Annotated in this window: 24 protein-coding genes; 10 read left to right on the top strand and 14 right to left on the bottom strand. The window is 64.2% G+C overall.

The window, feature by feature from the left end; all coding sequences use genetic code 11:
- Positions 1 to 194 precede the first annotated feature (194 nt).
- Both ASF90_RS00530 and ASF90_RS00525 read left to right on the top strand, forming a co-directional pair.
- Positions 195 to 1,709 (top strand): ATPase domain-containing protein, encoded by a 1,515-nt coding sequence (locus tag ASF90_RS00530; RefSeq protein ID WP_055844452.1) that lies wholly within the window; start codon positions 195 to 197, stop codon positions 1,707 to 1,709.
- Positions 1,696 to 3,768 (top strand): PAS domain-containing sensor histidine kinase, encoded by a 2,073-nt coding sequence (locus ASF90_RS00525; protein ID WP_055844449.1) that lies wholly within the window; start codon positions 1,696 to 1,698, stop codon positions 3,766 to 3,768. The genes ASF90_RS00530 and ASF90_RS00525 overlap by 14 nt, the downstream gene beginning before the upstream one ends.
- A 221-nt stretch (positions 3,769 to 3,989) precedes the next feature.
- Here the strand turns inward: ASF90_RS00525 and ASF90_RS00520 are convergent, their stop codons facing one another.
- The 14 genes from ASF90_RS00520 to ASF90_RS00455 all read right to left on the bottom strand — a co-directional run bounded on the left by ASF90_RS00520 (position 3,990) and on the right by ASF90_RS00455 (position 15,340).
- The gene (locus ASF90_RS00520; RefSeq protein WP_082473361.1) at positions 3,990 to 4,697 is read right to left on the bottom strand and encodes a tetratricopeptide repeat protein; all 708 of its coding nucleotides are present in this window, start codon (positions 4,695 to 4,697) and stop codon (positions 3,990 to 3,992) included.
- Complete coding sequence (locus ASF90_RS00515) at positions 4,691 to 5,173, bottom strand: cytochrome c-type biogenesis protein (RefSeq protein ID WP_055844443.1); 483 nt, start codon at positions 5,171 to 5,173, stop codon at positions 4,691 to 4,693. The genes ASF90_RS00520 and ASF90_RS00515 overlap by 7 nt, the downstream gene beginning before the upstream one ends.
- Complete coding sequence (locus tag ASF90_RS00510; protein ID WP_055844441.1) at positions 5,173 to 5,715, bottom strand: DsbE family thiol:disulfide interchange protein; 543 nt, start codon at positions 5,713 to 5,715, stop codon at positions 5,173 to 5,175. Before ASF90_RS00510 ends, ASF90_RS00515 begins: the two co-directional genes overlap by 1 nt.
- The gene (locus tag ASF90_RS00505) at positions 5,712 to 7,700 is read right to left on the bottom strand and encodes a heme lyase CcmF/NrfE family subunit (protein ID WP_055844438.1); all 1,989 of its coding nucleotides are present in this window, start codon (positions 7,698 to 7,700) and stop codon (positions 5,712 to 5,714) included. Before ASF90_RS00505 ends, ASF90_RS00510 begins: the two co-directional genes overlap by 4 nt.
- 63 nt (positions 7,701 to 7,763) lie before the next feature.
- Positions 7,764 to 8,234 (bottom strand): cytochrome c maturation protein CcmE, encoded by a 471-nt coding sequence (gene ccmE, locus ASF90_RS00500; protein ID WP_055844435.1) that lies wholly within the window; start codon positions 8,232 to 8,234, stop codon positions 7,764 to 7,766.
- Positions 8,231 to 8,437 carry a heme exporter protein CcmD gene (gene ccmD, locus ASF90_RS00495; protein WP_055844432.1) on the bottom strand — a complete coding sequence of 69 codons (207 nt, stop codon included), beginning with the start codon at positions 8,435 to 8,437 and terminating at the stop codon, positions 8,231 to 8,233. The genes ccmE and ccmD overlap by 4 nt, the downstream gene beginning before the upstream one ends.
- Positions 8,434 to 9,192 carry a heme ABC transporter permease CcmC gene (ccmC, locus tag ASF90_RS00490; RefSeq protein ID WP_055844428.1) on the bottom strand — a complete coding sequence of 253 codons (759 nt, stop codon included), beginning with the start codon at positions 9,190 to 9,192 and terminating at the stop codon, positions 8,434 to 8,436. The genes ccmD and ccmC overlap by 4 nt, the downstream gene beginning before the upstream one ends.
- Before the next feature lie 10 nt (positions 9,193 to 9,202).
- Complete coding sequence (locus ASF90_RS00485; protein ID WP_055844425.1) at positions 9,203 to 10,522, bottom strand: S8 family serine peptidase; 1,320 nt, start codon at positions 10,520 to 10,522, stop codon at positions 9,203 to 9,205.
- Entirely contained in the window at positions 10,519 to 11,169 is a 651-nt protein-coding gene (locus tag ASF90_RS00480) for a zf-HC2 domain-containing protein (protein WP_055844422.1), read from the bottom strand. The genes ASF90_RS00485 and ASF90_RS00480 overlap by 4 nt, the downstream gene beginning before the upstream one ends.
- Positions 11,166 to 11,759 carry a sigma-70 family RNA polymerase sigma factor gene (locus tag ASF90_RS00475; protein ID WP_193552531.1) on the bottom strand — a complete coding sequence of 198 codons (594 nt, stop codon included), beginning with the start codon at positions 11,757 to 11,759 and terminating at the stop codon, positions 11,166 to 11,168. Before ASF90_RS00475 ends, ASF90_RS00480 begins: the two co-directional genes overlap by 4 nt.
- 51 nt (positions 11,760 to 11,810) lie before the next feature.
- The gene (locus ASF90_RS00470) at positions 11,811 to 12,473 is read right to left on the bottom strand and encodes a hypothetical protein (RefSeq protein WP_055846152.1); all 663 of its coding nucleotides are present in this window, start codon (positions 12,471 to 12,473) and stop codon (positions 11,811 to 11,813) included.
- 526 nt (positions 12,474 to 12,999) lie between these two features.
- On the bottom strand, positions 13,000 to 13,389 hold the full coding sequence (locus ASF90_RS00465) for a c-type cytochrome (protein ID WP_055844416.1): 390 nt from the start codon (positions 13,387 to 13,389) through the stop codon (positions 13,000 to 13,002).
- Between the two features lie 23 nt (positions 13,390 to 13,412).
- A complete protein-coding gene (locus ASF90_RS00460; RefSeq protein WP_055844413.1) occupies positions 13,413 to 14,759 on the bottom strand; it encodes a hypothetical protein in 1,347 nt (448 codons plus the stop codon).
- Between the two features lie 71 nt (positions 14,760 to 14,830).
- Positions 14,831 to 15,340, bottom strand: a complete 510-nt coding sequence (locus tag ASF90_RS00455; protein ID WP_055844410.1) for a cytochrome b/b6 domain-containing protein — start codon at positions 15,338 to 15,340, stop codon at positions 14,831 to 14,833.
- Between the two features lie 411 nt (positions 15,341 to 15,751).
- Between ASF90_RS00455 and ASF90_RS00450 the strand changes: the two genes are divergently transcribed.
- From ASF90_RS00450 to ASF90_RS00415, 8 genes are read left to right on the top strand one after another with little or no spacing between them, the layout of a single operon-like run.
- Positions 15,752 to 16,189, top strand: coding sequence for an FdtA/QdtA family cupin domain-containing protein (locus ASF90_RS00450; RefSeq protein WP_055844407.1), 438 nt, complete (start codon positions 15,752 to 15,754; stop codon positions 16,187 to 16,189).
- Positions 16,186 to 16,857, top strand: coding sequence for an acetyltransferase (locus ASF90_RS00445; RefSeq protein WP_055844404.1), 672 nt, complete (start codon positions 16,186 to 16,188; stop codon positions 16,855 to 16,857). The genes ASF90_RS00450 and ASF90_RS00445 overlap by 4 nt, the downstream gene beginning before the upstream one ends.
- 3 nt (positions 16,858 to 16,860) lie before the next feature.
- The gene (locus ASF90_RS00440; protein ID WP_055844402.1) at positions 16,861 to 17,814 is read left to right on the top strand and encodes a hypothetical protein; all 954 of its coding nucleotides are present in this window, start codon (positions 16,861 to 16,863) and stop codon (positions 17,812 to 17,814) included.
- Positions 17,801 to 18,733, top strand: a complete 933-nt coding sequence (locus ASF90_RS00435) for a GNAT family N-acetyltransferase (RefSeq protein ID WP_055844399.1) — start codon at positions 17,801 to 17,803, stop codon at positions 18,731 to 18,733. Before ASF90_RS00440 ends, ASF90_RS00435 begins: the two co-directional genes overlap by 14 nt.
- Positions 18,733 to 19,845: a DegT/DnrJ/EryC1/StrS family aminotransferase gene (locus tag ASF90_RS00430; RefSeq protein WP_055844396.1), complete on the top strand. Its 1,113-nt coding sequence runs from the start codon at positions 18,733 to 18,735 to the stop codon at positions 19,843 to 19,845. The genes ASF90_RS00435 and ASF90_RS00430 overlap by 1 nt, the downstream gene beginning before the upstream one ends.
- Positions 19,842 to 21,095, top strand: a complete 1,254-nt coding sequence (locus ASF90_RS00425) for an O-antigen translocase (protein ID WP_055844393.1) — start codon at positions 19,842 to 19,844, stop codon at positions 21,093 to 21,095. Before ASF90_RS00430 ends, ASF90_RS00425 begins: the two co-directional genes overlap by 4 nt.
- Positions 21,092 to 22,042 carry a glycosyltransferase gene (locus tag ASF90_RS00420; protein WP_055844390.1) on the top strand — a complete coding sequence of 317 codons (951 nt, stop codon included), beginning with the start codon at positions 21,092 to 21,094 and terminating at the stop codon, positions 22,040 to 22,042. Before ASF90_RS00425 ends, ASF90_RS00420 begins: the two co-directional genes overlap by 4 nt.
- Entirely contained in the window at positions 22,039 to 23,172 is a 1,134-nt protein-coding gene (locus ASF90_RS00415; protein ID WP_055844387.1) for a hypothetical protein, read from the top strand. Before ASF90_RS00420 ends, ASF90_RS00415 begins: the two co-directional genes overlap by 4 nt.
- Positions 23,173 to 23,198: the final 26 nt, after the last annotated feature.

Here is a 23,198-nt window from a genome sequence, read left to right as displayed (position 1 = left end):
TTGGCACGCAGCGCATCACAAAAGCCGGGGGCATGCCGCAGATTGACAATCCTGCGACACCCCAAAGCAGCGAAAATCCGCCACTGCGGTCACGGCATAAAGATGGGCAGAACGCACAGCGCGTCAAGCCAGGCAAGCTGATCAATTCAGTCTGTGGCAACGGACAATCACGCGCGCGTGTTAACTTAAATGGCATGAAAAATGTAAAGCCGATGATCGCAAACCGCATCACGACCGGGACGACGGGGCTTGACACCATCCTCCGCGGAGGACTGCCGGCCAATCGGCTCTATCTGCTCGAAGGCCAGCCCGGCTCCGGCAAGACTACGTTGTCGCTGCAATTCTTGCTCGATGGCGCAGCCAGGGGCGAGAGCTGCCTGTACGTCACGCTGTCGGAAACCATCGACGAGCTCAACGAAGTTGCCGCGTCGCACGAATGGTCGCTGGAACCTTTGCACATCTTCGAGCTGGCCTCGGCCGAAGCGTTTCTGGGCGACGGGCGCCAGCAGTCCATTCTGCATCCTTGGGAAATGGAACTGGATGGCACGATCAAACTGATCCAGGCCGAGGTCGATCGGGTCAAGCCCACGCGCGTGGTCTTCGATTCGTTGTCCGAACTGCGTCTGTTGGCACAAGACTCGCTGCGTTACCGACGGCAGGTGTTGGCGCTGAAGCAGTTCTTCGCACCGCGCAACATCACCGTGTTTCTGGTCGATGACCTCACCGATGAGAATGGCCAGCGCGATGCGCATCTGCACAGCCTGTGTCATGGCGTGATTTCGCTGGAGCGTATGACGCTGGACTTCGGCGCAGCGCGGCGACGCATGCAGGTGCAGAAATTGCGCGGGGTCAACTTTACCGCCGGCTACCACGACATCACCATCGTGACGGGCGGCATGCGGATCTATCCGCGTCTTATCGCCTCCGATCATCACGTGCCGTTTGTCGGCGATGCGGTGTCCAGCGGAGTCGAGCGCATCGATGCACTGTTGCATGGCGGCCCGCTGCGCGGCACCAGTACCTTGCTGACCGGTCCGGCCGGCTCGGGCAAGACCAATGTCGCCCTGCAATATGTCAGTGCGGCCTGCGAACGTGGTGAGCATTGCTGCGTGCTGCAGTTCGACGAGCGCACCGGCACCTTGCTGACGCGTGCCGAAAACCTGGGCATGGATTTACGCAAGCATCTGGCTTCGGGCATGTTGGAACTGCACCAGATGGACCCTGCGGAACTGACGCCCGGCGAGTTCTCCTGGGCGGTGCGCGAAAGCGTGGAGGCGCGGAACTGCCGCATCCTGGTGATCGATAGCCTCAACGGCTATCTGTCGTCGATGCCGCAAGAAAAGCAGCTGATGCTGCAGATGCACGAGCTGCTGTCCTATCTCAACCAGAGCGGCGTGACCACGTTCCTGATCAATCCGCAACATGGTCTGGTGGGGACGATGTCGACCGGCAACCTCAATATCTCCTACATGGCCGACACCGTCATTTTGTTTCGCTTCTTTGAAGCGCAGGGGCGGATCCGCAAGGCCTTGTCGGTCATCAAGAATCGCAGTGGCGCGCATGAAGATTCGATTCGCGAGATGCGCATCAGCAGCGGCGGTCTGCATTTGAGCGAACCGCTGGAAAGGTTCCATGGTGTACTGACCGGCACCCCACAGTTTGTTGGAGACGGCACGCCATTGCTGGATCGTGCAATTGACCAACTGTGAAGCAGATGGGTCGGTGGTCCACATCATTGCGCCGTTCGGCCGCGATGCGGAGAGTATTGCGACCATCGTCGGTGGGCGTGGGTTAACCCGCCGGGTCTACGGCGCATTGGAAGCATTGGCTGGCGACCTGCTCGACAGTTCCGGCGTGGTGGTGCTCACCGAAGAAGCCTTGCGCGGCGATCTGCAGCAGTTGCAGCAGATCCTGCAGGGTCAGGCGGCGTGGTCGGATATTCCATTCGTGCTGCTGCGCGCCCCGCGTGGCAGCCAGCATGGTCGCCGGGTGAGCCTGCCTGCCGAGATGACCAATGTCATCGAGCTGGAGCGGCCGCTCAGTTCATCGTCGCTGTTGAGCGCGATTTCCAACGCATTGCGGTCGCGACAAAAACAGTTTGTGATCCGCGACCAGATGGCAGAGCTGGCCGAAGGGCGTGCTGCGCTGGCATTGAGCGAAGCCGAGTTGCGCCGCGTCACCGATGCCTTGCCGGTGTTGATCGCCTTCATCGACAAACACCTGGTGTATCGCTTCGCCAATCGCTCGTACGAAGACTGGATCGGTATTCCGCCGCAAGAGGTGATCGGACGTCCGCTGGTGGATGTGATGGGGCCTGCGGTTGTGGCCGAGCGGCGCGCCTGGATCGAAGCCGCGCTGTCCGGTCAGGCGCTGACGGTGGAAGCGAGCTGGCCGCATGCCGATGGGCGCCGCCGCGATGCCGAGATCCGCTACATGCCGCGCTTCGATGCAGATGGCAAGGTGGATGGCTTCCACGTGTTTGCGACCGACATCACCGCACGTTCGCTGGCGCTGGAGTCGATCCAGGAGCAGGCCAACCTGCTGGAGGCCAAGGTGGCCGAACGCACGGCCGAGTTGCAGCAACAGATGCTGGCGCGCGAATCCAGTGAGGCCGCGCTGCGTCAAGCGCAAAAGATGGAAGCGGTGGGCCAGTTGACCGGCGGCATTGCGCACGACTTCAACAACATGTTGACCGGCATCCTGTCGGCCTTGGATCTGGCGCGTCTGCGCATTGACCAGGGGCGGACCGAGGGATTGGGGCGGTTTCTGGATGTGGCATCGGCTTCTGCCTTGCGCGCGGCCGCATTGACCCAGCGCCTGCTGGCGTTTTCGCGCAGGCAATCGCTGCAGGCGCGGCATCTGCAGTTGAACGATCTGGTGGTGTCGCTGCAGGAATTGCTGGCGCGCACCCTGGGCGAGTCGGTACGCATGGAAGCCGATCTTTGCGATGCGCTACCGCATGCGTATGTCGACGAGAACCAGCTGGAAAGCGCGTTGATCAACCTGGCCATCAACGCCCGCGACGCCATGCCGGACGGCGGCCAGTTGCGCATTTCGACCCGGCATCTGCATGTCGACGAACACCGGCTCGAACTTGGCCGTGGCATCAGCCTGGCGCCGGGCGACTACGCCGTGGTCTCGGTCGCCGACACCGGCACCGGCATGCCGGCCGATGTGCTAGAGCGCGTGTTCGAGCCGTTTTACACCACCAAGCCGATCGGGCAGGGCACCGGCCTGGGCATGTCGATGATTTACGGCTTCATGCAGCAGTCCAACGGGCAAGTCTGGGTGGAGTCGGAAGTGGGCGTGGGCACCACGGTGAGCCTGTATCTGCCCGCCGGTGTCGCCGTGCAGAGCGTGGCGATGGGGCCGCAAGGCGGAGCGGTGGTGGCCGGGCAGGGACAGCAGGTGCTGGTGGTGGAAGACGACGAACAAGTGCGTCTGCTGGTGACCGAACTGCTCGGCGAGTTGGGCTACGAGGCCGAGGTGGTGGCCGATGCCGACGCCGCGCTGCCGATCCTTGCCTCGCAGCGACGGATCGATCTGCTGGTGACCGATGTCGGGTTGCCCGGGCTCAACGGACGCCAGTTGGCAGAGATTGCGCGACAGTCGCGCCGCGATCTGCCGGTGATCTTCATGACCGGCTACGCCGAGACCGCACGCGACCGCGGCGAATTTCTTGCCGAGGGCATGAGCATGATCGCCAAGCCCTTTACGCTGGGCGAGTTCAGCGGGAAGTTGCACGAGGTGTTGGGGCCGTCGTCCTGAGCGAGGCAGATGCGGGATCTGCTGCATTGCTTGCGCATTGCTTCTTGGTAGCCGTGTCGACTGCCTTCATCCAGGAACAAGTGCGGCTGTCCACGCAACCTCGCGCGGTCCGCTTGAACCTGTTGCTCTGCGTCTACCTACCGCCGCTGCGCACCACAACGCGCCTAGCGAGCTGACGTCGCCGCCTCAGGCACGCCTGCACGTGTTTTGCGCTGCTGTTTTCAGCGTGCAGCACGCCCGGATTGCCGCGCGCTCGCCATCGATTCGGCCACGGCAATTTTGTCCGCCACCGCGTTCTGCATCGGCGAGCCGGTTTCCAGCAAGCCATGCAGATGCCGCCAATGGGTGGTGGCTGCGGCGTAGTCGTGCTGCTGAAAATCGCTGATGCCCATCAGCCACAGCCCACGCTGATTGTCCGGCTCGCGCGCGATCAGCTGCTGCAACCGCGTCCGCGAGGCCGCATCGATGGCGAAATCGCTGTGTGTTGCCATGTCGGCGGCGATCCAGCCGACGATGGCCGCGCTGGTGTCGGGTGCGATCTTCAGTGCCTGCGCGTAGGCATCGCGCGCCTCGGCGGAGCGGTTGTTCTGCTCATGCGCTTTGGCCTGTTCCATCCACGACGTGAGCGCTGCCAGTTGCGCCTGTTCGGCAGCGCTAGGTTGTGGTGGTGCCGCATCGGCTGCAGCAGCCGTTGCGATGGACGCCGTCTGGGGTACCGTCACGTAGACCGGATGTGCGATCGCATCGGGTGCGCCAACCAGCCGATACAGGCCGGCGGTGGCGACGGGCAGGCCCAGTACCAGCAGAATCGGCAGCGTGTAACGTGCATTGCCATTGCGCGTGGGTGTGCGCATCAGCGGCAGCAGTAACAGCAGTAGCGCAACCATCACCAGCGCAGCGCTCAAAAAATAAAAACCCGTCATCACCATTCTTCCTCTGCCTGCGGTGCCACCGCTGGGCCGACACGTGCGCGTTTACGCACGGTGTGGATCACCACCGCAGCGCCGGCGCCCAACATCAGCAGCGGTCCGAACCACAACAGCCAAGTGCCGCGCTTGACCGGCGGGTCGTACAACACAAAATCCGAATAGCGGTCGACCATGTACTGCTTGATCTGCGCATCGCTCTTGCCGGCCTGCAATTGCGCGAACACCTGATGACGCAGATCGCGTGCCAGGGTGGCATTGGAATCGGCCAGGTTCTCGTTCTGGCACACCAGGCAACGCAGTTGCGCGGTGAGTTGTTGATACCGCGCTTCTTCGCTGCGGTTCTTGAACGGCAACGGGTCCACCGCCTGCGCCTGCAGGCAGGGCGCGAGCACTATTCCCAACAGCAGCACCAGCAACAGGCGCAGCTTGCGCGCCTGGTCACGCCGATGCGCCTGAAAGGCGCCATATCCCAGCATCACGGTGCGCCCCTGGGCAGTGCGGCGATGGCGGGCAGCAGCTCATCGTTGATGACATCGGGGGTGAGCACGCCGATGTGCTTGTAGCGAATCATGCCCTGCGCATCGATCAGGAAGCTTTCCGGTGCGCCGTAGACGCCGAAATCGATGGCGGTCTGGCCGGCTTCATCGGCGATGACCACTGCGTAAGGATTGCCCAAGCGTGCCAGCCAGGCAGTCGCATCGGCGGGCGCGTCCTTGTAGTTGTAGCCGATCAAGGGCACACCGAGCCGGCTGGCCTGCGCCATCAGCACCGGATGCTCGTGCACGCATTCGGCGCACCAACTGCCGAATACGTTGAGCACATACGGCTTGCCCAGCAGCTGCTCACGGGTGACAAGCTGGTCGGGCGCATCCAGCCGCGGCAGCGAGAAGGCCGGTGCCGGTTTGCCGATCAATGGGGAGGGCACATCACGCGGGTTGTGCTGCATGGTCCAGTAGATGCCGAAGCCGAACAGGGCGGCGATCAACAAGAACCCCAGCAAGGGCAGCATGCGCTTCACGGGTGCGACTCCTGCGCGATGATGGGCGCTTGGTATGTCGGCGATGCAGCCGCCTTGGCTGCAGAGACCGGCGCGCGAAAGCGCCGAGCGCAGGCGCTGACGAAGCCGCCCAGCATCATCAACAGGCCGCCGGCCCAGATCCAGCGGATGAAGGGCTTGTAGTACAGCCGCAAGGTCCAATCGTGTTCGATGTGCTGGTCGTCCAGTGGCTCACCAAGCGCGACATAGAGATCGCGGGTGATGCCGGGATCGATCGCCGATTCGGTCTGGATGCGTTCGCTGCTGTACAGGCGTTTTTGCGGATGCAATTGCGCAATGACCTTGCCATCGCGGCTGACTTGCACGCTGCCTTGTTCGGCTTTCCAGTTAGGCCCGTCGACCAGCTGCACGCCGTCGAAGCGGAACGCATAGCCGGCAATATCCGCGCTCTGGCCGGGCGACAGCCGTACATCGCGTTCGACCGACAGGCTGTCGGAGATCAGCACGCCGGCGACGAACACCGCGACCCCCGCATGCGCGATCAACATGCCGGCCATCTCTGCCGGAAAGCGCCGCCCACGCGGCATCTCGCGCCAACGTTTATAGACGTAAAGCGCCGTGCCGGTGGCCACCCATGCCGCCACGCCAATGCCGGCGATGGCCTTGGCCTGGCCCTCGGCAAACAGGCTGCCGACCAGCGCGCAGGCGATTGCAGCGATGCCGGCGCGGGCACCCAGCGCCTTCAAGGGGGCGGCGTCGGCCTGTCCCCAACGCAGGTAGGGGCCGAACGGCAGCAACAGCACTACCGGCAACATCAGCAACGGGAACAGCAGGCCGAAATACGGCGGCCCCACCGACACCTTGCCCAGGCCGAAGGCGTCGGCAATCAGCGGGAACAAGGTGCCTAGCAACACCATCGCTGCGGCGACGGTAAGCAATAGATTGCCGATCAGAATCCCAGTTTCGCGCGAGGCGGCGGCAAACGGTTTGCCGCTGGCGATTCTGGGTGCGCGCAAGGCGTAGAGCAGTAACGAACCACCGACCACTGCGACCAGGAAGATCAGGATGTACAGCCCACGGCGCGGGTCGGCGGCGAACGCATGTACCGAGGTCAGCACGCCCGAGCGCACCAGGAACGTGCCCAGCAGCGACAGCGAGAACGCCAGGATCGATAGCAGGATGGTCCACGCACGCAGGCTGCCGCGTTTTTCGGTGACAGCCTGGGTGTGGATCAACGCGGTGCCCACCAGCCACGGCATGAAACTGGCGTTTTCCACCGGGTCCCAGAACCACCAGCCGCCCCAGCCCAGTTCTGCATACGCCCACCAGCTACCGGCCACGATGCCGGCTGTGAGGCAGGCCCAGGCCACATTGGTCCATGGCCGCGCCCAGCGCACCCAGGCCTGTTCCAGTTCGCCGCCCAGCAGGGCCGCTACCGCGAACGCAAAGGCCACCGAGAAACCGACATAGCCGGTGTAGAGCACCGGCGGGTGGAAGGTCATGCCCGGATCCTGCAACACCGGATTGAGCTCGTTGCCGTCCAGCGGAATCGGCGACAGCCGCCCGAACGGATTGGAGGTCAGCAGGATGAAGGCCAGAAAGCCCACCGACACCAGGCCCAGCACCGCCAACACGCGTGCAGCGAAATACTGCGGCAGATGCCGGCTGAAAGCGGCCAGCAACACCGTCCAGGTGGCAAGGATGGCGATCCACAGCAGCAGCGAGCCTTCGTGCGCGCCCCACACCGCGGCAAAGCGGTAGTACCAGGGCAGGGCGATGTTGGCGTTGGCGGCGACATAGCCGACCGAAAAATCCAGCGACAGCAGCGACCAGGCGAGCAGGCCGAACGCCATCCACACGAACACGGCCTGACCCACCGCTGCCGGCCGCGCGACGCCCATCAAGGCGGTATTGCCACGCCAGGCACCGATCAGCGGCAACACGCCCTGGGCAAGCGAAAGCAGCAGCGCCAGGATCAGTGCGATCTGGCCGAGTTCAGGCGTCATGAGTGGGTCGCAGCGTGCGGCAAAAAGAGATTGGCGAGTGAGCGGCGCGCAGCCAACGCCGCCTCAACGCGACGCGGCCAGCGGCATGGCGGTCGCGGGGATCGGCTTGCCGACATGGCCTTCGGCCATCGCGTCCTTGAGTTCTTTCGGCATGTAGGTTTCGTCGTGCTTGGCCAGCACTTCGTTGGCGACAAAGCGTTCGCCCTGCATGCGCCCGTTGGCGATTACCGATTGGTTGTCGCGAAACAGGTCCGGCAGGATGCCGGTGTACTCGACCTGGGTGGCCGCATGTTTATCGATGACGGTGAAGCTGACTTTCAGCGAGTCGCTGGCGCGCTGGATCGAGCCGGCCTTGACCATGCCGCCGAGACGGAACTGTTGATAGCTGGCCGCTTCGCCGGCGTGCACCTGGCTGGGCGTGAACAGGTAGCTCATGTTCCGCTGCAGCGCGAACACGATCAGCGTCACCGCGAGCGCGGCGGCGGCGATGACGCCAAGCACCAGCCACAGACGTTGTTTGCGCGTGGCATTCATGGCGCGTCGCGCTCCAGCGTTGGCGCCGGTTGATCGCGCGCACGGCGCGGGGTTTGCCGCTGCAACTGGCCACGCAGTTCGCGCGGCAGGCGTCGGCGTCGCAACCACGGCGCGGCCAGGTCCGCCAACAGCACCAGCACGAACAACGCGTAGGACGTCCACACGTATTGGCCGTAGCCGCCCATCGCCAAAAACGTAGTCATGCGGTGCGCTCCGTCAATACGATGCGTCGTGCCCAGTCCTTGCCGCTTTCCAGCGCCAGCAGGTCCACGCGCACGCGCCCGAACAGGCTGGCGACGTAGTAGCACTTGGTGGCCAGCATCATCGTCAGCAACGGCCACAGCATGTCCGCGCCCATCTTTGAGGGGCCGAGCAGGCGCACGGTGGAGCCCTGGTGCAGCGTGTTCCACCACACCACCGAGTAATGCACGATGGGCAGATTCACCAGGCCGACCAGGGCAAGCAAGCCGGCGGCACGCATCGCCTGACGACGGTCTTCCACCGCGTGGTACAGGCCCAGCACGCCCAGATACAGAAACAGCAGCAGCAACTCCGAGGTCAGTCGCGCGTCCCAGGTCCACCAGGTGCCCCACATCGGCTTGCCCCACAGCGAACCGGTGCACAAGGTGATGAAGGTGAACGCCGCACCGATCGGTGCCGATGCCATGGTCACCACTTCGGCCAGCTTGATCCGCCACACCAGCGCGATAAACGCCGACACGCCCATCGCTGCGTAGATGAAAAGACTCATCCAGGCACTGGGCACGTGGATGAAGATGATGCGGTAGGCATCGTGCTGCTGATAATCCGGCGGCGCCAGCACCAGCCCGCCGTAGGCGGCCACCGCGCCGAGCAGCAAGGCCAGGCCCAGCGCCCACGGGCGCACGCGTCCGGCGAAGCGGTAGAACGTCGGCGGCGAGCTGAGTTTATGCAGCCACAAGGGAATCCACTTGGCCATGCCGGTGTCGTCAGTTGGAATGTTTGGAAGGCGACAGCGCATCGACGGCGGCGCCTGCATTGACCTGCAACTGGCCGTCGGAGACCTTGCTGGTGCGTTGCAACAGGTCGCGCAGCGCAGTGGCATCCATCGACGGCGACAGCGACAACAGCAGTGCGGCCATGCCGCTGACATGTGCGGTGGCCATCGACGAGCCGGAGGTGAAGTCGTAACGGCCGTTCGGCTGGGTGGTCAGAATGTCCTTGCCGGGTGCGCTGAGCACGCCGGGCATGGCAGTGGTGGCGCTGCTGCTGCGAACCACCAGCACGCCGGGCACATCATTGGGAAAGCCATCCAGCCGCCCGTTCGGCGGCATTGCCGCGACCACGATGCGGCCCTGCTGCACCAGATGCAGCAGCATCTTGCTCAGCAGCGGGTCGGCCGGGCCGCCCAGGCTCAGGTTGACCACGCGTGCGGAGCTGTTGTTGATCGCCGCCAGCGCCTTGGCCAGGGTGAAGGTATTGCAGCGTGCGGTGGCGCCCACCGTGGGCGCATACCAGCACGCCTTGTAGACGCTCAGCATGGCCTTGGGCGCCATGCCGACGATGCCTTGATGGTTGTTGCTGCCGGCCGCAATGATCCCGGCCACTTCGGTGCCGTGCGAATCGCTGCTGGTCATGCCCGGCTTGTCGTCGACCAGGTCGTGCACGTCGCGGATGCGCGATTTCAGATCGGGGTGGTTGATGTCCACGCCGGTATCGACCACCGCCACCAGCACACCGCGGCCCTGGGTGATGGCCTGCGCGCTGGCGGCATCGGTATCGATGAAGCCACGCTGCATATCCACGTATGGGTCGTTGTAGCCGGACAACGGTGTGGTCTTTTCCGCCGCATCGGTAGAAAACACCGAGAAATCCTGCACCGGCTGCACCAGCTCCACGCCCTCGTCGTCAGCCAGGGCGGTGACCAGCTCATCGCGCGACACGCCCGGTGGCGGCTGCAGCACCGCGCAATACAGGCCCAGCGAAGTGATCGGCCAGCCGGACACTTCGCGCAGCTTGTAACGTTGCTTGATGGCTTCCATGCGCACGGCGGCCTTCTGGCCGGCGCCGTAATAGCTGGAGGCGTAGCCGATCAGGCTGGAGCCGGCGCGGGCCGGCGGCGCGCTGAGCGGATTGGCCACCGCCAGCAGGATGTCCCGGCTGCTGTCGGGCGTATGCGCATCGGCGGACGTCGCGTTGGCGCTGGCTGCATCCTCAGCAGTGTTCTGCAACGCCGCGGCATGCGCATTGCCATGCACGCCCATGCTGAGCAGCGCGGCGACCAGGCCGATGGCGAGGAAACGGCTCATGGGGCGGAGACGATCTCGGCCAGCCGGATGCCCGGATTGGCGCGCAGTTGCTGCACGGTCCGTTGCGGCTGGGCCGGCGGCTGCGGCGCAGCAGGCACCACGGTGTAGGCGCCCATGTCGTTGGGCCCACCGATCACCTGCAACTGCTGCGCATGCAGCAGGCGGTCCCAGTCGGCTACGGTCATGCTGGCATCCGGCACCACGCGGATAGCGCCTTGCGGCACCGGCAGCGCAGTGGCGCTGCTGAGTGTGCGGTAGTCGTGCGACGGTGCCGGCGAGGCCAGCTTGACGCCCATGACACCCAGGCCGATGGCCTGTACCAGCGCGGCCGCGGCCAGCGCACGCACGGTCCAGCTGCCGGAGCGACGCACGGCCGGTGCCGGTGCGATGCGTACCTCGGGTGCATCCAGACGACCGAGCAGGCGTTGCAGGCCGGCGTTGGCGTCCAGTTTGACCGCCGGCGGTAGCGCCAGCGCCTGACGCAGGCGATTTTGCTGGGCGAACTCGGCGCTGCACGAGGTGCATTTGGCCACGTGCGCGATCAGCCAGGTGTTTTCTTCCTCGGTCGCGCTATCCAGCAGAACGGCCGGCATCAGTTCCCAGGCGTGCGAGCATTCCTTGCCAGGCGCGATGAAAAACGTCTTCATTGCAGGGTCTCCGTGTAAGGGGTGTTGCCGGCCAGGCCGGGCAGCACATTGCGTAATTTGACCCGCGCATGAAACAGCCGGGCTTTGATCGTGCCCACCGGGCACTGCATGATTTCGGCGACTTCTTCCAGCTTGTGGCCAACGCCGTAGACCAGTTCGATCACCAGGCGCTGATCCGGCGACAGCCGTTCCATGCCCTTGTCCAGCCAGTCGCGTAGCTCGCGGTCGTCGTTGTCGTCGGTGCTGGGGGCGTGGTCTTCCACCAAAACGGTATCGTCGATGGACTCGCCGTCGTGCTGGCGCAGGCATTTGAGCCCGCAGCGGTAAGCGATGCCCATGATCCAGGTCGACACTTGCGAGTCGCCACGGAAATCGCCCGCTTTTTGCCAGGCAATCCAGAAGCAGTCGTTGATGGCCTCTTCGATGATGTCCGGGCGGCGCGTCAGGCGCGACAAAAACCGGCACAAGCGGCCGTGGTAGCTGTGGTACATGCTCGCCAGGGCGTCACGATCGCCCGCAGCCATGCGGCGCAACAGCATGCGGTCGGTGGCATCGCCAAGGGTGTCGGACTCATTCATCGAAGCAGGCATGGGGTAGGACACCTCTAGGTGCCCGCAGGCGGGCGAAAGGTTGCGGTTGAATCAGAAACTGCGGGACACCATGCCCACCCACGGCGTTTCGCCGGGCCCGCCTTGCGCGCGCGGGGTGTTGTTGCTGGTGACGACCCGGTCCAGCTTCACTGTCCATGCCGCGCGGCTCCACTTCAGGCCCACTTGCCCATACCGATAGCGGCCGGAACTCTGGGCGCCGTAGGACATCGCCGGAAAGTCCGAGATGCCGGCACCGGCCGAGAGGCTGAAATCCCCCGTCAGCGGCACGTTGGCGGTGACGTCGACCACCATGTTCCAGGGCGAGCGTTGCGCGCGCGGGAAATTGAAGCTGGAGAGCGAGAAGGTGAGCGTGTCGCGGTAGGACCAGGCCAGACTGGCTTCCTGGCGGTCGAAGCTGCGCGACTGGCGGTCGGCCGGATAGGCGTAATACAGCAGGCTGGCCTGCATCTGCCAGCGATCGCCCAGCATCCAGCCACGCGCGCCCTGAAACGTGAGCGCCACCGGGTCGCTAAAGGAGGGCGACTGCAGCGCCGCAGAGGCCGACATCGACCAGCCGGGCGAGGGCAGCCAATAGCCGGCCGCCTGCAAGGTGACGCGGTTGGGTGCGATGGAGATGCCGCGGTCGATCAAGGTGGACGCCACCGCCACTGCGCCGCCGACGTTGTCTGCCATTGCAGTGCCGCAGGGGCCCATGACCAGCGCAAGCAGCAACGCGCGACGCAACCCCAGCTGCCGGCACCGCTGTAACTGGCAAGGCACCCTCGGCAGGATGGGAAGGCGCGGCTGTCGTGCCGAGCCACTCGCGGGCAATGGCTGCCCGTCGCAGACGGTGTGGCGTCGCGGTCGGCAAGGGGACGGCTTGGCGGGCGAAACGTTCGGCAAGGGCGTGGGACGTGGACCGTAGCGGTGCGCGATGGTGACCCATCACGCGGGGCGAGACCGCCGTGTCTGTGGCGGTTCCGTCCGTATACGCGAAGGGTTCGTGTCAGGCAACGCGGGCCGTGCACCTGTGCAGGTGCAGCGGTGACCCGCATGCAGGCCGCGGACACTGCGGCCGGCACGCTGTACCGGGCTTGAAGCGATCCTCACAATGGCACGCGTCGCGTTCAGGCCTGCGCTGGCGATACCGCACGCCGGCACGTCCCTTCGGACCGCGCCGATTGCGCTTGCGCCATGCGTGCCGGCCCGGCCAGTGGTGCCAAGGCGGGCCGGCAGACCATCAACGCAGGGTGCTGAGGTAGGTGACCAGGGCGTCGAGTTCCTTGTCGTCTTCAAGCCCTTCGTACTTCATCTTCGTATTCGGCAGCGTGGCCTTGGAATCTTTTTTGAGGAAGTCCTTGAGGCTGGCGGTATCCCAGGTGCGCTTGCTTGCCTTGAGATCGGCCGAGTAGCCGCTGAAGTCCGCCACGGTGGCTGCGGGACGGTTGACGATGCCGAACAGCGACGGGCCTTTCTTGTTCTTGCCCTGCGTCGCGCTGTGGCACTCGGCGCATTCGCTAATGAACACACTTTTGCCATCGGCGGCGCGTGCCGAGCCAGGCAGCAGTGCGCCGGCCAGCAACAGGCCGGCCAGCGACGCGCAAAACAGGGTTGGGTGGAATGACTTCATGGGGGTCCTTACGTGTGGGGGGATCAGAACGTCAGATTGACCGACATGGTGAAGCTGTCCAGATCACGCGGGTTGGTGATCGGCGGGCCGCGGAACACGTTGGAGGTGCTGCCGTTGAACTTGTCGAACCGGAACCAGCCCGCCGACAGACGCAGGTTGGCGATCGTGGTGTAGGTGCCTTCCTTGCCGAACGGGGTCCAGTACAGAAGGATCAGGTTGCTGGTGGTGTCCGGAATGCCCACCGGCGAATAACGCGCCGCATCGAATGAGCCGGTGTTGATCATGTGCGCGGCCAGCACGCCGTAGGTCTGCTTGAACGCGTAGTTCATGCTGATGGTCTGATCGCGCACGTTGCCGCGCTCCAGCGCGGGGATGGTCGGGTCGGCCGACATCAGCGGGGTGCCGTATTTGCGGCGCTCGTAGATGTTGACGTAGGCCAGCGACATCACATGCTCGCGGGTGCCCAGGAACTGATAGGTCAGGTCGTAGCCGAAGTCGGTGAGGTCGTCGCTGGGCCCGTTGCGCGGACGCTGGCGGCGCGTGTTGAGCGCAGTCAGGCCGACCGAGAAGAACTGCCGCTTCATGTCTTTCATATAGGCAAGGCGGGCATAGCTGGTATCGCTGAGCTTGCCCGGGTCGCCGTTGATCGGCCAGCCGAGGCGATCCTGCGCAGACGGCGACAATGCGCTGTAGCTGCCCACTTCGCCGTACCAGTTGCGGTCGTACAACCCATACACGCTGGCACCGATGACGCGGTTGGACAGCGACGAGGAGCTGAGCATGGTGGACGCGCCGCCGTTGGAGGCCGGCGTCAGGGTGGAGGCATTGGGCAACACATGGATCGGATCGGAGATGCCCGGATTGTTGTTGACGCTGACGCCGATCATGGTGTCCTTGCCGGCCATCTGGAACGGCTTGCTGACAAAGCGCAGATCCACATCGTCCAGGCGCGTATCGAAGGTGGCGTTGCCGCTGTTGTTGGAGCGGATCTTGGAGTAGCCGCCGATGTTGTCGTTGACGCGGCCGGCCAGATACAGATCGGCCTGGGTCAGGCGTGCGGTGCTGTCGCCGCGGCTGGGATTGCTGCGCGCCCAGGTGAGCTGACCGGACACCGGAATCTTGGTGCCTTCGCCATTGGTATCGGTGAAACCACCCAGCTTGAAGCGCATGCCGTAGGGCGTCAGCGACGGACCATAGGAGCCGATATGGCAATCCGCGCACGAAGAACCGGTCTGCCGGGCGAACGAGGGGATCGCCTGTGCCTGCGTGCTGGCCAGCAGCAACAACGGGCCGGACACGCATAACAAGGACGTCAGGGAAGCGGTGCGCGATGCACTGGCGCGGCGCGGAGCAGGCTGGGAGATAGGCATGGAAAGTCCTTGTTCGACGGTGCGGGGTTCAGCGGAGAGAGAGCGGACGAGGGCGAGGGAGGTGCGGCGACTCATGCGCGCTTGCCCGGCAGCACGCGGTACAGCAGGCCATCGCGCAGCACCAGGTGATGCCAGAGCGCAGCGCCGATATGCAGGGTCACTAATGCCAGCAACGCCCAGGCGGCATTCAAATGCCACACGCCCAGGGTGTCGCCCAGATCCGGGTCTGCCTCGATGAGATTCGGCAGCGCCAGTCCGAACAGATAGACCGTCTTGCCGAACGCGTTGCTCAGCGACCAGCCGATCAACGGCAGCGCAAGCATCAGCCCGTACATCGCCAGATGGGTGCCGCCTGCGGCCAGGCGCGTGATCAAGGATGCGGGCGGGCCGGGTGGCAGCGTGCGCAAACGCAGCCGCAGGCCGACGCGCAACACGAACAACAGCAGCACCATCAGGCCGAAATGGCGATGGCCTTCGAGCAGCCATTGACGCAATGCGCGTCCATCGAGCTCGGCGCGCAGCAGAATCAGGCTGGCCGCCATCACCAGGCACAGCACGGTGAGCCAGTGCAGCACCCGCATCGGTTTGGGTAAAGGCGTCACGCCCGCCGCAGGCGCGGCCTGTGTCGAGGAGGGCCGCGCTGTTGCGCTGCCGGTGGCTACCGTGTCGGGCGCCTGGGGAGATGGGTGCATCTGGTTGGTGTCCTCACCGGTGGTGGTCGTTGGTTCCGGCAGTGCGTGCTGCGCTGCCAGGCCTGGCTCCCCACGCCGGCCGGAACTGCGGCCAGGTGAACGTGCACCGATATGTGCGGAGCTACCGATGAAAGGTTGCGTCGCCACAACGAATTTTTATCGTTCCGGAATGCGCTCGAAGGCGAAGCTGCGCTTGCACGCACGTGGCTTCGCAGGGTCGTGACGTCGCGCAACCTTTCACGCATCCCGGCGCACTCAGGCATGTCGCACTACGTGCAGTCAGCGCTTACGCCCCGGATCATGGCCTTCGAACCCATCCAGTTGCATACCCACGGCGACGATCGTGGCCTGCTCATTTCATTGGAGCAGCAGCGCAATGTCCCGTTCGAGATACGCCGCGTGTATTACCTGTTCGGTACCCGCAGCGGCGTCCACCGCGGCCAGCACGCGCATCGCCAGCTCAATCAGCTGGCGGTGGCCCTGCATGGCTCGGTGACGATCCTGCTGGACGCAGGCAAGGGCGATGGCCCGACCGAGGTGACCTTGAACGACCCCTCGCAAGGCCTGCTGCTGGGCCGCATGGTGTGGCGCGACCTGCATCATTTCAGCCCCGACTGCGTGCTGATGGTGCTGGCCGACCAGCTCTACGACCCTGGAGATTACATCCTGGATTACGACGAATTTCTGGGCGAAGTGCGCGGGGAACATCGCCTGGATGCATGCAGGCTGGAAGCATGAGCCTGCGCAAACCCTTGGTGATCGTCGGTGCGGGCGAGTTTGCGCAGATCGCCTGCGAATATTTTCAGCACGACAGCGACTACGACGTGGTCGCCTTCAGCGTGGAGCGCGATTTCCTGCTCCGGCCCACCCTGGCCGAGTTGCCCGTAGTGGCTTACGAGGAACTTGAGCAGCGCTATCCGCCAGATCAGTACGCGGTGTTCGTTGCGATTCCGGCAACGAAATTGAACCGCCTGCGCATGCGCTTCTTCGAAGACGTGGTGCGCCGTGGTTACCGCTGCGCCACGTATATCAGCTCGCGTGCGTTTGTCTGGCGCAATGCGCAGATCGGCGCCAATAGTTTCATCTTCGAAGGCAATGTCATCCAGCCGTTCACCCGTATCGGTGACAACTGCATCTTGTGGAGCGGCAACCATATCGGCCATCGCACCGTGGTGCAGGACCACGTGTTCATCGCGTCGCATGCGGTGATTTCCGGCTATTGCGAGATCGGCAGTGGCAGTTTCGTCGGTGTCAACGCCACCTTGAGCGACAAGGTGCATGTTGCCGCAGACAACATCATCGGTGCCGGCGCACTGGTGACGCGGCATACCGAGGCCGGGCGTGTGTACGTCGGTTCGCCGGCGCGCGCGGTGGCCAGCAGGTCCAGCTTCGATGTGGAGCTCTGAGCCATGTTTACCTGGACCAAGCGTGGGTTGGTCTTCGATGTCGCGCGCGATGGCGTGGGCGGCTGGATGCAGCATGCGGCGCTGACGCCTACGCCGTACCGGCTGTCCGCGCAGGTGCTGCGCGTGTATGCGGGCTTTCGCGATAGCCAGGGCGTGAGTCGAATCGGCTATGTGGATGTGCGCGCCGATGCGCCGACGCAGATCGTCGGTGTGAGCAAGGTCCCGGTGCTGGACATCGGGCGCGATGGCTGCTTCGACGACAACGGCATGATCCTGGGCGACGTGGTGGCCGGCCCGGATGGCCTGTACATGTTCTATGTGGGCTTCCAGCTGGTGGCCAAGGCGAAGTTTCTGGCATTCACCGGCCTGGCTATCTCGCGCGATGGTGGCGAAACCTTTCAGCGCCGCCAGGAAACGCCGCTGCTGGACCGCGCGCCGGGCCGCAGCACGATTGCAGCAGTGCATTCGGCGCGCTACGAGGATGGGCGCTGGCGGCTGTGGTATGCGGTGGGCGACGATTGGGAGTCCATCGACGGTCAGCCGTATCCGCGCTATCACATTCGCTATGTGGAAACCGACGACCTGATCCGCATTCCCGCCGCCGACAGCATCTGCCTGCGTCCACGCGACGACGAGTACCGCATCGGACGCCCGCGCGTGTACCGGCTGGACGAGCGCTATCTCATGTATTTCACGCGCGGCGACACCCGTGGCGGCTACTTCCCCGGCATCGCGTTCAGCCGCGATGGCGTGCACTGGGAGCGGGACGATGCTGCGTTGGGCCTGCAGTTGTCCGCCGATGGTTGGGATGCGCAGACGCTGTGCTACCCGGCATTGATCCAGCAGGGCGAGCGGGTGTTGATGTTCTACAACGGCAACGCGATGGGCCAGGCCGGGTTCGGTCTGGCCGATGCCGTCTTGCCGATGGAGCTGCAGGGCTGTCATGTATTCGGTTAGGTCGTACGTTGCCAACGATGCACTCGCCTGGGATGCGCTGGTCGCGTGTTCGCGCAACGGCAACCTGTTGCATCGGCGCGGCTACATGGATTATCACGCCGACCGTTTCGTAGACGCCTCGTTGCTGGTGGAGCGTGGCGGCGAGGTGCTCGCTGTATTTCCTGCCAGCGTGCAAGGCGACTGCATCAGCAGCCATGCCGGGCTGACCTACGCCGGGCTGCTGTCGTCGATGGCCATGCGCGCCAGCGCCACCTTGCAGGTGTTCGAGCAGATTGCCGCGCATTACTGCGCAGCCGGCATGCGCGAGATCGTCTACAAGCCGGTGCCGCATGTGTTTCATGCGTATCCGGCCGAAGAAGAGCTGTATGCGCTGCATCGGGTTGGCGCGCAGCTGTATCGGCGCGACTTGTCGTCGGTGATTGCGTTACGGCAGCCGTTTGCTTTCAGCGCCGAGCGGCGGCGCTCGATCGCCAAGGCGCGCAAGGCAGGCGTGAACATCCAGACCGGCACCACGCTGGACGCGTTTCATGCACTGCTGAGCGAGGTGTTGCAGCGGCATGGCGTTGCGCCCACCCATCGGCTGGATGAACTGCAACTGCTGCAGAGCCGGTTTCCGCATCACATCGTGCTGCACGAGGCGCGCGCCGACGGACAACTGCTGGCCGCCGCACTGGTGTACGACTTCGGCCGCAGCGTACATACGCAGTATCTAGCGGTCTCCGAGCGCGGCCGCCAGCTGGATGCGCTGAGTCTGCTGCTGGCCGAACTGATCACCCAGGTGTATGCGGCGCGCGATTACTTCAGCTTCGGCATTTCCACCGAACACGGCGGGAAGCTGCTCAACGACGGCTTGGTCGAACAAAAGGAGCGCTTCGGCGCACGTGCGGTTGTGCAGGATTTCTATCGATGGACCTTGTAATGGATGTGCCGTTCCTGGATTTGCGTGCGGTCAACGCACGTTACGCGGATGAACTCAAAGCCGCTGCCGCGCGGGTGATCGATGCTGGCTGGTATGTGCTCGGCCAGGAGCTGGCTGCATTCGAAGAAGAGTTCGCCAGTTACTGCGGCGCGGCGCATGCGGTCGGGGTGGGCAATGGGCTGGACGCGTTGTCGCTGATCCTGCGCGGCTACCGCGAGCTGGGCGTGCTACGCGAGGGCGATGAAATCATCGTGCCGGCCAATACCTTCATCGCGACCTTTCTGGCGATCAGCCAGAACCATCTGGTGCTGGTACCGGTGGAGCCGGACCCGGTCACCTTCAATATGGACCCGGCCAGTGTGGAGAAGGCGATCGGGCCACGCACCCGCGCCATCATGGCGGTGCACTTGTACGGCCAGCTGGCTGACATGGCGGCGCTGCAGACGCTGGCGCATCGCTACGGGTTACTGCTGATCGAAGATGCAGCGCAAGCGCATGGCGCAACGATGCAGGGCAGGCGTGCAGGTGCTTTCGGCGATGCCGCCGCGTTCAGTTTCTTTCCGACGAAAAATCTTGGTGCGCTGGGCGATGGCGGCGCAGTCGTGACTTCCGATACGCGATTGGCCGAGCGTATCCGCGCGCTGCGCAACTACGGCTCGGAGGTGAAGTACAACCATCTCTACCAGGGTGTGAACTCGCGCCTGGACGAGCTGCAGGCCGCCTTGCTGCGCGTCAAACTGGGCTATCTGGACGAAGAGATCGCGCTGCGGCGCGCGGTGGCGCGGCGTTACCTGCAAGGCATCGACAACCCCTTGATCGTCTTGCCGACAGTGGTCTCCGACGAACAGCATGTCTGGCATCTGTTCGTGGTGCGCAGCCCACAGCGCGATGCCTTGCAGGCGCATCTGTTGCGCCATGGCATCCACACCCAGATTCATTACCCGGTGCCGCCGCATCGGCAGCCGGCCTACGCAACACTCGGCGATGCGTGTCTGCCGGTGAGTGAGCGCCTGCACGCCGAAGTGCTGAGTCTGCCGATGGGCCCCGCGCTGGATACAGCGTCGGTGGAACGCGTGATCGCCGCCTGCCAATCGTTCGGTGCAGGTGCATGAATCTGGTGCGCAGCAGCGCCTACACTGGCGTGGCGACGCTGGCGAAGTTGCTCGCTGCGCTGGTGGTGGTCAAGTTGGTGGCCGTCTACGCCGGGCCGCAGGGCGTGGGGCGACTCGGCCAGTTTCTCAATGTGATGGCGGTGCTGGCGGTGTTGGCGGGTGGTGGCATCAGCGCCGGTATCGTCAAATACGTCGCCGAGTACCGCGACGACCCGCCGGCCCAGGCGCGCTTGCTCAGCGCGGCGTTGTGGTACGCGTTCTGTGCGTCTTGCGTGCTGGCGGTGCTGGCGGTGGCGTTCAGCGGGTTGCTTGCCGAGCGGCTGTTGGGCGATGCCAGCTACCAACCGCTGATTTGCGTGCTGGCAGTCGCGCAGTTGGGCATCGCGCTGGTCAATTACATTCTTGCAGTGATCAACGGGTTCATGGATGTGCGCCGCCTGGCCATCGTGCAGGTGAGCGGCGCGGTAATCAGCGTTGCGCTGGTTACATGGCTGTCCAGCCTGGCGCAGCTGCAGGGTGCATTGTTCGCACTGGTGCTGGGGCAGGTGGTGTGGCTGTTGGCGGGGGTGCCGGCGCTGCGGCGCAGCCCATATTTTCGGCGCGAGATGTTGCGCCCGCGCTTCGATGCCGTCATGACACGCAGGCTGGCGGCCTTTTCGGTGATGACGCTTACCTCCACCTTGGTGCCGCAGCTGGCGATCATTTTGGTGCGCGACCATCTTGTTGCCCGGTTTGGGTGGGAGCAGGTGGGCTACTGGCAGGCAGTGAGCCGGGTGTCGGATGCCTACCTGCTGTTTTTCACTACCGCCATCAATGTGTATTACCTGCCCAAGCTGGCCTCGCTGCATGCGCGTGCCGCATTGGGGCGCGAGCTGCGCGCTGCGTATCGTTACGTGATGCCGGCGGTGATCGCGATGGCGTTGGGTGTGTATGTCTGCCGCGATTGGGTGACCTGGCTGTTGTTCGACCCGCAGTTTGCTGCGGCCAGAGTGCTGTATGGCCCGCAGCTGGTGGGCGATGTGGTCAAAATCGCCGCCTTCGTGTTGTCGTATGTGATGTTGGCCAAGGCCATGACGCGCTTGTTCGTGGTGTCCGAATGCGTGTTTGCCGCTAGCTATCTGGGGTTGGTGTACCTGTTTACCGGGTACTTCGGGCTGATCGGTGCGATGTACGCCTTCGTCGCCAACTACGTGCTCTATCTGCTGTTCAATATCGTGGTGGTACGGCGCTATCTGGTGCAGCCGGCATGAACGACTGCACGCAACCGGCAGGGCGCGCGCGCTGGCCGTTGGTGTCGGTGTTGATCCCCGCGTTCAACCATGAGCGTTTCGTGCAGCGTTGCCTGGACAGCGTGTTGGAGGACCCGTACCCGTGCAAGGAGATCGTCATCATCGACGATGGCTCCAGCGATGCCACCGGCGAAAAGATCGCCCAGTGGACCGCCGCTCACGGGCATCGACTGCCGGTGCAGTTCGTGCAGCGGGGCAATCGCGGCGTTGCGGCCACGCTCAACGAGCTGGCGTTGCGTGCGAACGGCGAGTTTCTGCGCCTGGGCGCCAGCGACGACTATCTATTGCCCGGCGGGCTGGATGCGCAGGTGCGCTATCTGCGCGCGCATCCGCAGAAACTTGCGGTGATCGGCGATGCCTGCGTGGTCGATCAGCATGGAAAGCAGCTGCATGACAGTGCGATGCGTGATCTGCATGGGGTGGATGTCGATCTCTATCGTTCCGAACAAGGTATTCGCCGTGCGGTGATCCGCCAATGGGCCGTCAGCGGTGCGGTCGCCTTGTTGCGTCGCGGCGCCTTCGACGCTCGCGGTGGCTGGGACGAATCGCTGCGCATCGAAGACTGGGACTTCTTCCTGCGTCTGGCCGCGCGCAATGCGCTGGGATTCATCGATACGCAGGTGTGTGCGTACCGATTGCATGGCAACAACCTCAGCAAGACCGTAAACGTGCCCGCGCGCATCGCCAATCTGAGCGAGTCGCGGCAGGTTGCGCTGCGTTGCGCGGCGCTGTTCGATGAGCCCGATCGCACGCTGTTGTGCGCGCAATCGCGCTACATCGCCGCCAAGGTAGCTTTCCTGCAGCGCAGGCCCCATGCGGTGATCGCTCACCTGCTGGCTTATGCGTGGTTGTCGCTACCGGCTGGCTGGCGGCTCAAGCCAGTGCGCAGTGCGACGGAGCCGGGATGAGCGCTTTGCTGCGACAGCCTGCGACCTATCTGGCCGTGCCGATGCTGCTCAGCTGCGTGTTGACGTTGCTGACCTATACGCTGCCGGACGGCTACCTCAGCGGTATCGTGTTGCTGGCGATCGCTGCGGCGGCGACCTTCGCACTCGATGCCGTGCTGCGCATCCGGTTGCCCGCGGTGGAAGAGTTTCGCCACTATCGCTACGCCGGAACCCGCGATGCGTTTCTGGCGATGACGCTGGCAGCCGTGGTCACAGTGTTTTGCATTGTCGACGTGGTGGTGTTTCCGATTCCCTTATTCAGCGATCCATCGTCCTATGCCACCTTGAGCCCGTTGCGTTCGCACGTGCGGCATATCTCCAACATGTGCTGGATCCTGCCGCCGATTGCGTTGCTCTGCGTACGCCATCGCGGCCTGCGCGCGGCAATGGTGACGTTTGGATTTGTGTTCCCGATTGTGGTGATCGACCGCAATCGGATCTTTGCCGGCCTGTTCTCGTTCGTGCTGGTGATGGTGCTGCGGCGTGACCCAGCGCGCCTGTTGCCGTGGAAAACTATCGTTGTGCTGGCGCTTGCGGGTGGCGGCGTGTTCTCGGTGCTCGGTGCCTTGCGTTCCGGCTCGCTGGCGACCGTGGCATTGCCGTTCAGCGCCTTCTACCGTGCCATGCCGCAAGGCGTGCAGTGGCTGCTGCTGTACATCAGCGCCGGGCCGTACAACTTTGGCGCCATCCTGGCCAAGGGCTACGAAAACGCCAGTTTTCTGATCAACCAGCTGGTGCCGTTTAGTGGTTCGATTGCCACCGCCGGTACCAGCATTCCGCTGGATGCGCCCAACATCAATGTGGGTACGGAGTTCTTTCCGTTTCTGATGGCCTGGGGCGCGCCGGGGGCGTTGCTGGCGCTGTTGGCGTTGTATGCCGGCCTGGTGTGGAGCGTCCGCCGCCTCAATGGCTCGCTGTCGATTTTCCACGTGCTGATTTTCTTACGTATCGCCTACGCCTGCCTGATGTCGCCATTCGCGCCTCAGGCGTTCACCTGGACCAACTTTGGCTTCATTGCGCTGTGTTTGGTGCTGCACGCCTGCACCGTGTTGTTGCCCACCCGCCATGCAGTACCCCCATCTGTCGCGTAAGCGCGGCAACCCACTGTCACGTATCA

The sequence above is a fragment of the Xanthomonas sp. Leaf148 genome (assembly GCF_001423585.1).
Classification (GTDB): domain Bacteria; phylum Pseudomonadota; class Gammaproteobacteria; order Xanthomonadales; family Xanthomonadaceae; genus Xanthomonas.
The sequence above is the reverse complement of the archived record's forward strand: the minus strand, read 5'-3'. Positions and strand labels throughout refer to the sequence as shown.